Origin of the sequence: Cupriavidus basilensis, assembly GCF_029335485.1 — a bacterium.
GTDB lineage: Bacteria > Pseudomonadota > Gammaproteobacteria > Burkholderiales > Burkholderiaceae > Cupriavidus > Cupriavidus basilensis_E.
Map to the genome: position 1 here is coordinate 1 of NZ_JARJLM010000117.1, position 7,072 is coordinate 7,072.

6 protein-coding genes are annotated in these 7,072 nt (G+C 66.9%); 3 read left to right on the top strand and 3 right to left on the bottom strand.

The window, feature by feature from the left end; all coding sequences use genetic code 11:
• The first annotated feature begins 706 nt into the window (after positions 1 to 706).
• Complete coding sequence (locus P3W85_RS06630; protein ID WP_017226487.1) at positions 707 to 1,312, top strand: helix-turn-helix domain-containing protein; 606 nt, start codon at positions 707 to 709, stop codon at positions 1,310 to 1,312.
• 225 nt (positions 1,313 to 1,537) lie between these two features.
• Here the strand turns inward: P3W85_RS06630 and P3W85_RS06635 are convergent, their stop codons facing one another.
• Both P3W85_RS06635 and P3W85_RS06640 read right to left on the bottom strand, forming a co-directional pair.
• The gene (locus tag P3W85_RS06635) at positions 1,538 to 2,617 is read right to left on the bottom strand and encodes an ornithine cyclodeaminase (protein ID WP_276264191.1); all 1,080 of its coding nucleotides are present in this window, start codon (positions 2,615 to 2,617) and stop codon (positions 1,538 to 1,540) included.
• A 60-nt stretch (positions 2,618 to 2,677) separates the two neighbouring features.
• Positions 2,678 to 3,586 carry a dimethylarginine dimethylaminohydrolase family protein gene (locus P3W85_RS06640; RefSeq protein WP_276264192.1) on the bottom strand — a complete coding sequence of 303 codons (909 nt, stop codon included), beginning with the start codon at positions 3,584 to 3,586 and terminating at the stop codon, positions 2,678 to 2,680.
• Between the two features lie 193 nt (positions 3,587 to 3,779).
• On the opposite strand from P3W85_RS06640, the gene P3W85_RS06645 reads away from it, so the two are divergent.
• A complete protein-coding gene (locus P3W85_RS06645; protein ID WP_276264193.1) occupies positions 3,780 to 4,202 on the top strand; it encodes an Lrp/AsnC family transcriptional regulator in 423 nt (140 codons plus the stop codon).
• A gap of 10 nt (positions 4,203 to 4,212) precedes the next feature.
• On the opposite strand, the gene P3W85_RS06650 is transcribed toward P3W85_RS06645, so the two are convergent.
• Positions 4,213 to 5,952, bottom strand: coding sequence for a chloride channel protein (locus tag P3W85_RS06650; RefSeq protein ID WP_276264194.1), 1,740 nt, complete (start codon positions 5,950 to 5,952; stop codon positions 4,213 to 4,215).
• Positions 5,953 to 6,145: 193 nt separating this feature from the next.
• Between P3W85_RS06650 and P3W85_RS06655 the strand changes: the two genes are divergently transcribed.
• On the top strand, positions 6,146 to 7,072 hold a 927-nt coding region (locus P3W85_RS06655), incomplete at its 3' end, for an HPP family protein (protein ID WP_276264195.1).

Below are 7,072 nucleotides of genomic sequence, written 5' to 3' on the forward strand. Positions count from 1 at the left end.
CAAAGGCGGCACGCGCGCCGTGCGACCATGGCAACCTCGCTTGCCTCACGCCTCTCGCTCCCGGGCCGCGCGGCTGCAATTGCCACAGCGCACCAGCCAGCGCATTTTTGATACAGAACGATTTTGACATTTAAGCGCGTCAGGCAAATCCTGGCGCCCCGGATATGCGACGCGCCGAACCGGCATCGGGAATTCCCCTAGCCGCCGCAATAATGCCCGCCCGGATGGGAACGGACGGCGCGGGAACCCACGGCACACATGGCTGTCCAGTCTATTGGCATCCGCGTGGCCGCCCCATGATGGGGCTCGGATGTCTGCAATGTTTGCAATAAATTCCCTGATTTGCGTGTCTGCCAAAAGACGACAATATGCGTTTAAACACATAACTGGGAGCGTTCAGAGCAATCTCGAAATATTTGCCATCTGGCATGGTGAATTGTGTTCGATAACGCATATTATTCGGGACCGGTCCTTCTCCTGTAGAGAAGAAAAGGCACTTGTGACAAAGATCACACCAATGCGAGACAAGGAGCTACATGGCTCTCTCCCCCGATCTCGGGGCATGCTGCGCAGAAGGTGCAAGAGTGCCAGCGGACGACCGCCAACATGGCGAGCGTCGGCGGAACCGGGGGTCCAATCGGTGCGATGTGCGCGCGCTGCCACTGCGTATCAAGCCGCGGTGTGTTTTTAGTTAACGGGTGAACGGATGAAACTGGATTCTGAACTGGCTGAGAAGCCTTACTACAGCACGCGAACCGCCGCGAAGCTGCTCAACGTGTCGCTGGGCACCGTGCAGAAAATGGTGGAGCGCGGCGAACTCGGTGCCTGGAAGACAAATGGCGGGCATCGCCGCATACACAAGGAGACCGTGCATCGGCTGCTGGCCACCCGGGTCGGCCAGGAAGTGCCCTCGGTGCATGAACTCGACCTGGTGGTATTCCACCCGAATCATCAGGAAGCCCAGCGCATCCACGCGCAACTGGGCAAATGGGGCCTGCCTCTCAAAAGCGTGGTGGTGGAGGACGTCGTGGATACCATCATTACTTCCGTCAGCTCGCATCCGCGGGTGGTGCTGTACTACGTCGAAGAACTCAGCGACGCCGAATCGGCCACCATCGAGAAGCTGCAGAATTTCTTTGCCCGCCAGAATGTCATCTTCGCCGTGATCACCAACCGGCAAGCGTATGACGGCGTAGCCGATGCCCTGCAGCACTGGGGCATCATGGTCTTCCTGAAGACCCCGTCCCTGGAAGAAGTCAAAGGCTTCCTGCGCGCGCAGCTGATGATGAGCCGCGGCGCCGCCGCTGGCTGACCCGACCTCCGGCGTGCCCAGGCCGTCCGCCAACGTTTCATAAGCCGCGCACACACAGTTTCATCGGCAGTCAACTGCCCGGCCGTCACCCGGCCGTCCGGTCCGACGCGCCCGCCACCCGCGGGCACCGCCTCCGCCGACATCCGCGCGCTTGTACGCCGCAGTTGTGCCAGCACAACTGCGGCGTCATTGCATGGAACGCCCGCACTGCGGCAAAACCAGCGCTCAGGCCAGCGCTGCCAGCGGTTCCCGCTCGGCATGCGGCGCCACGCCCGCATCCATCATCCAGCCGTAGAGATTGCGCGGATCCGGCGGCGTCGCCACCAGCTCCACATGGCTGCCGCGATGGCGCGCATGCGCCGCCGCATGGAGCCAGCGCAGCGCAGCGTAGTCCTCCAGCGCAAACCCCACCGAATCGAACACCGTAACCCGCCCGCTACCGTCCTGCCCTGGCGCGCGGCCCGACAGGATTTCCCAAAGCTCGGTGACCGGTGTATCCGGCGGCAATTGCTGGATTTCGCCTTCGATGCGGGTCTGCGGTGCGTACTCCACCACGATGCGCGCGTGGCGCAGGATGTCCGCATGCAGCTCTGTCTTGCCCGGGCAATCCCCGCCCACCGCATTGATATGCACGCCGGACGGCACCAGGTCCGGAGTCAGGATGGTGGCGCGCGTCTTGTCGGCAGTCACCGTGCTGAGGATATCCGCACCCTGCACCGCGGCCCGCACCGAGTCCACTACCACCACCTTGAGCCCGGTCACACCGGCCAGGTTGCGCGCCAGCCGTGCGCTCGCGGCCGGATCGATATCGTAGGCGCGGATCTCGCGGATGCCCAGCATGGCATGGAAGCCCAGCGACTGGAACTCCGCCTGCGCGCCATTGCCGATCAGCGCCATGGTGGCGGCCCCGGGCCGCGCCAGCGCCTGTGCCGCCAGCGCGGAGGTGGCAGCGGTGCGCAGCGCGGTGGCCAGGGTCAGGTCGCTCAGCAGCAAGGGAAAGCCGCTTGCCACTTCGGCCAGCACGCCGAAGGCCATCACGGTGGGCATGGCATTCTGCGCATTGCGGGGATGGCCGTTGACGTACTTGAACGCGTACTGCACGCCGTCGCTCACCGGCATGAGCTCGATCACGCCGCCGGCAGAGTGCGAGGCCAGCCGCGCCGATTTGTCGAACGCATCCCAGCGCACGAAGTCCTGGCGAATATGGTGCGCCATCTGCACGATCACATTGGCAACGCCCGTCTCGCGCACCAGCGCCGCCACATCGTCGGCATCCAGAAAGCGGGTCATGGCGATCTCCTTCATGGTGTTCTCCCTGGTATGTTGCGGCTCTCTCTTTTTCTCGCCGGGCCTCGGGTCCGCTCCTCAGGCGGCAACCGCGGCCTGCGCGGCGCCGCCGGACGAACCCGCCGCTTGTCGCGCCGCGCTGCTGCGATCGAGACGCAGCGTCATGCAGTAGGCGCCACCCCCGGACAGCATGAACGGCGACAGGTCCACCTCGCGCAGCTGATAGCCGCGCTGGCCCAGTTCGGCGCGCAGGTGCGGGGTGGTGCGCGTCATCACTACCTGGTCGTGCAGGTTGACCGCATTCACGCTGAAGTGGCGCAGGTCGTCCTCGCTCGCCTCGATGCGCAGGCTGGCTGGCACGCGCTCGCGCAGCGTGCACAGCGCCTGCGGCGTGAAGGCGGGCGCGTAGTAGAGGATTTCGCCGCCGGACAGCGGGCAGAAGCACACGTCGAGGTGATAGCTTTGTTCGGTAGCCAGTTCCAGCGCCACCACCTCGCGCCCGAACTCGCTGGCCATGACATCGGCCGCTGCGCGCGAGGAACGCGGCCCGAAGCCCGCCCAGAAGTGGCCACGTACGGCATCCCAGATACAGTCGCCGGCGCCTTCCTGGTAGCAGCCCTCAGGCAGCAGGCTGACGGAGTCGATCAGGCCGCGCTCGCGCAGCCCCTCGAAGATGCGCGCGAAAGGCGCCTCCTCGCCCGCCCGCTCGGGATAGCGGAAGCGTGCCAGCACGGCGTGGCCGTCCAGCACCACGGCGGCGTTGGCCGGGAACACCATGTCAGGCTGGCCCAGGGTGCCGGGCGCCACTTCCACCGCGAAGCCAGCCGCCCGCAACGCCGAGCGCAGGGACTCGAAGGCGCGCACGGCATTGCGATGCATGCCGCGCGGATCGCTCGCCCAAAGGCCCGGATCCATCCACGGGTTGATGCTATAGGACACGTCGTAGTGGGTGGGCTCGACAAGCAGGATGGTGGGCTGGTGGATCACGCTGGCTCCTTTGGAGTGGTTGGCTACGGGGTCAGTGAATGCCTGAATTCTGGCGTAGTGCCGTGCTAACCTAAAGACAGCAGATTGTGCAATTTGCGCGGCTCACATGGCAAAATGCCAAGCACGACTGGCAAATCGCCAATTGCGCTTTCGACATCACCAGGGCGCATCCCTGCGCCCGACAGGACCTGCAATGGACGACACCGACCGACAGTTGCTCGCCCTGCTGCGCGACAACGCCCGCATGCCCGCCACGGCACTCGCCAAGGCGCTGCGCGTATCGCGCGCCACTGTGCAGAACCGCATCGACAGACTGGAAAGGGAGGGATTGATCGTCGGCTACACGGTGCGGCTCAAGCCGGAAGCCGAGGCGCATCGCATCCGTGCGTGGATGACCATAGCGGTGGAAGGCAACAAGGCCCGCGCGGTGCTGCAGGCGCTGCGCGGCGAACCGAACGTGCAGGCGCTGCACACCACCAACGGGCGCTGGGACATCATCGCCGAGCTGCGCGCGGACACGCTCGAGGCGTTCGACCGTACGCTGGACCGCATCCGGCTGATCGACGGCATCGCCGCGACGGAAACCAGCATCCTGCTGTCCAGCTACAAGCTCTGAAGGAAAGCCCTCAGGCTGCCGCCGCGCCGCGCAGACGCTCGCGGCGCGTTTCCTCATGCAGCACCTGCCCGCTCGGGCGCAGCAAGTCGCGCAGCGAGACCACGCCGACCAGCCGCATGGAATCCAGGTCAGCCACCACCGGCAGGCGGCTGACGCCCAGCTCGGCCATGCGCCCGGCGGCGATGCGCGCGGTCTGCGCGGGCAGCAGCACCTGGTGCGGCTGCAGCGGCGCCATCAGCGCGCGGCCGGCCTGCGGGGAAGCCTCGCGCCCGCGCAAGGCATTGCGCTCCAGCATGCCGACCACGCGTGCGCCACACACCACGGGATAACCGCGATGCGGCGCGTGCTCGCCGAAGTACTGCGGCCACAGCGCGCTGACCGGCTGCTCGCCGTCCACGCTCAGCACCGCGGTGGTCATCAGGTCGCCAACGTGCTGGCGCTCCAGCGGATCGACGCCGTATTCGCGATAGATATGCAGTCCGCGGCGCGCGATCTTCTCGGTCATGATCGAGCGCCTCATGGTCAGCACCGTGAATCCGTGCGCCACCGCCGTGGTCAGCAGCAGCGGCAGCAGCGCGTCGCTGTCGTGCGTCAGGCCGAAGGCGAACACGATGGCGGTCAGGGGCGCGCCAAGCACACTGCCCAGCACGCCCGCCATGCACACCAGCGCCCAGAGCTGCGGCGAGCCGCCGGGCAGCAGCGGCGCCAGCGCCACGCCAAGCCCCGCGCCCAGCATCAGCAACGGCGCCAGTACGCCACCGGAAGTCCCGGAACCCAGCGCGGCGACCCAGATGACCGCCTTGACCGTCAGCAACGCCACCGCCACTTCCAGCGCCAGCCGGTTGTTGAGCAGGTCGCCGATCACGTCATAGCCCACGCCCAGCGCGCGCGGCTCGAAAAAGCCGCCGATGCCGACCACCAGCCCGCCGATCGCCGGCCACCACATCCAGTGCAGCTTGAGCCTGGAGAACTGGTCCTCGGTGCGATACAGCGCCAGTGTCAACACGGCGCCCAGCACGCCGCAAAGCAGGCCCGCGATCACGCACGAGCCCAGTGCCGCGGTCGTGGCCGGCGCGGTATGCAGCGCAAACAAGGGGCCGGGGGCAAACACCCACGCGCGCAGGAAGCCCGCCACGGCGCAGGCCAGCGCCACCGGCAGCAGGCTGCGCGGGCGCAGTTCGAACAGCAGCAGCTCGACCGCCAGCAGCACCGCCGCCACCGGCGTGCCGAAGATCGCCGTCATGCCGGCGCAGGCGCCAGCCACCAGCAGCGTCTTGCGCTCGGCCGCGGTGAGATGGAGATACTGCGCGAGCAGCGAGGCGATCGAGCCACCGGTCATGATGATCGGCCCCTCGGCGCCGAACGGCCCGCCGCTGCCGATCACGATGCCCGACGAGAGTGGCTTGAGGACCGCCACCCGGGGCGACATCCTGCTCTTGCCGAACAACACCGCCTCGATGGCCTCCGGAATACCGTGGCCGCGGATCTTGTCGCTGCCGTAGCGCGCCATCAGTCCGACGAGCAGCCCACCGATCACCGGTACGGCGATGACCCACGCCCCCAGCGCATGCTGGGCCGGGGAGCGTTCCGCCAGCGACAGCGTCTGGTAAAAAAACAGGTTGGTGAAGAACCGGATCAGGTTCAGTAGCAGCACTGCCGCCGCCGTACTGATGGCCCCGATCAGGGGCGCCAGCGCCGCTAGCAGCAGCAGCCGCCGGTTGACCGAGTAGTCGCTTTTCTCGAAGTGCATGATGGGACTCGTGCAAGAAGCGCGGGATGTCGCGCTATTGCGGCAAGGGGTTTTCCGCGGGAAACGAAATGTATCACGTCGTGATATATTTGCGCGCTGGCTTTCGGCGAAAAACCCCAGGTGACGAATACTCACTTTTCGCGTGTTTCTCCACCGTTCGCCGCCCATGCCCCCTTTGACCAAGCCCAGAACCATGCCGCCATCCCAGGCCCCTTCCCTACCCGAGTTCACGCCAGAACGGGCGCGCGCATGGCTGCGCGCCTTCGTCCCTACCCCGATTACCGCCGGCCGCCGCGAGCGTTTCAAGAGTTGCCTGGGCGCGCTCCTCGGCCTGCTGATCACCGAATTGATCAGCCGCCACCTGCTTGGCGGCTTCAACCCATGGTTCGTGGCGCCGATGGGCGCATCCGCGGTGCTGCTGTTCGCCGTGCCGGCCAGCCCGCTGGCCCAGCCGTGGTCCATCATCGGCGGCAACCTGGTAGCGGCGCTGATCGGGGTGGCCTGCGCGCGCTGGATTCCCGCGCCGGGGCTGGCCGCTTCGGCCGCCGTGGCGCTGGCCATCGCCGCCATGTTCCAGTTGCGCTGCGTGCACCCGCCCAGCGGCGCGGTGGCGATCACCGCGGTGTTCGGCGGGCCGGCCGTGAGCCAGCTGGGCTTTGGCTTCGTGGTATTCCCGGTCGCGCTCAATTCGATGCTGCTGCTGCTGGTGGCGCTGCTGTTCAACAACCTGATGCGGCGGCGCTATCCGCACCGCCCGGTCGAGCACACCAACCCGCATCGCACCGCCGATCCGCTGCCCAGCGAACGGGTCGGCTTCAACCGGGCCGACCTTGACGAAGTGCTGAAGGCGCGCGGCGAATTTCTCGACATCGAGGAAGACGACCTCGAGGAAATCCTGGTGGCCGCGCAATTGCGCGCCTATCGCCGCCGCTTCGGCGACGTGCGCTGCGCGGACATCATGTCGCGCGACGTGGTGACGGTGCAACCCGGCCAGAGCGGCAGCGAGGCGCGAGCGCTGCTGGTGCGGCACGGCGTCCAGTCGCTGCCGGTGGTGGACGGGCAGCGCCGCCTGCTGGGCATGCTCAGCCTGCCGGACCTGCTCGCCGTTCGCGGCGGGACA

What these genes read in the sequence shown, in the direction of transcription:
- P3W85_RS06630 (WP_017226487.1), top strand. Translation starts at nt 707, where the DNA reads ATGAAACTGGATTCTGAACTGGCTGAGAAGCCTTACTACAGCACGCGA.
- P3W85_RS06635 (WP_276264191.1), bottom strand. Translation starts at nt 2,617, where the DNA reads ATGAAGGAGATCGCCATGACCCGCTTTCTGGATGCCGACGATGTGGCG.
- P3W85_RS06645 (WP_276264193.1), top strand. Translation starts at nt 3,780, where the DNA reads ATGGACGACACCGACCGACAGTTGCTCGCCCTGCTGCGCGACAACGCC.
- P3W85_RS06650 (WP_276264194.1), bottom strand. Translation starts at nt 5,952, where the DNA reads ATGCACTTCGAGAAAAGCGACTACTCGGTCAACCGGCGGCTGCTGCTG.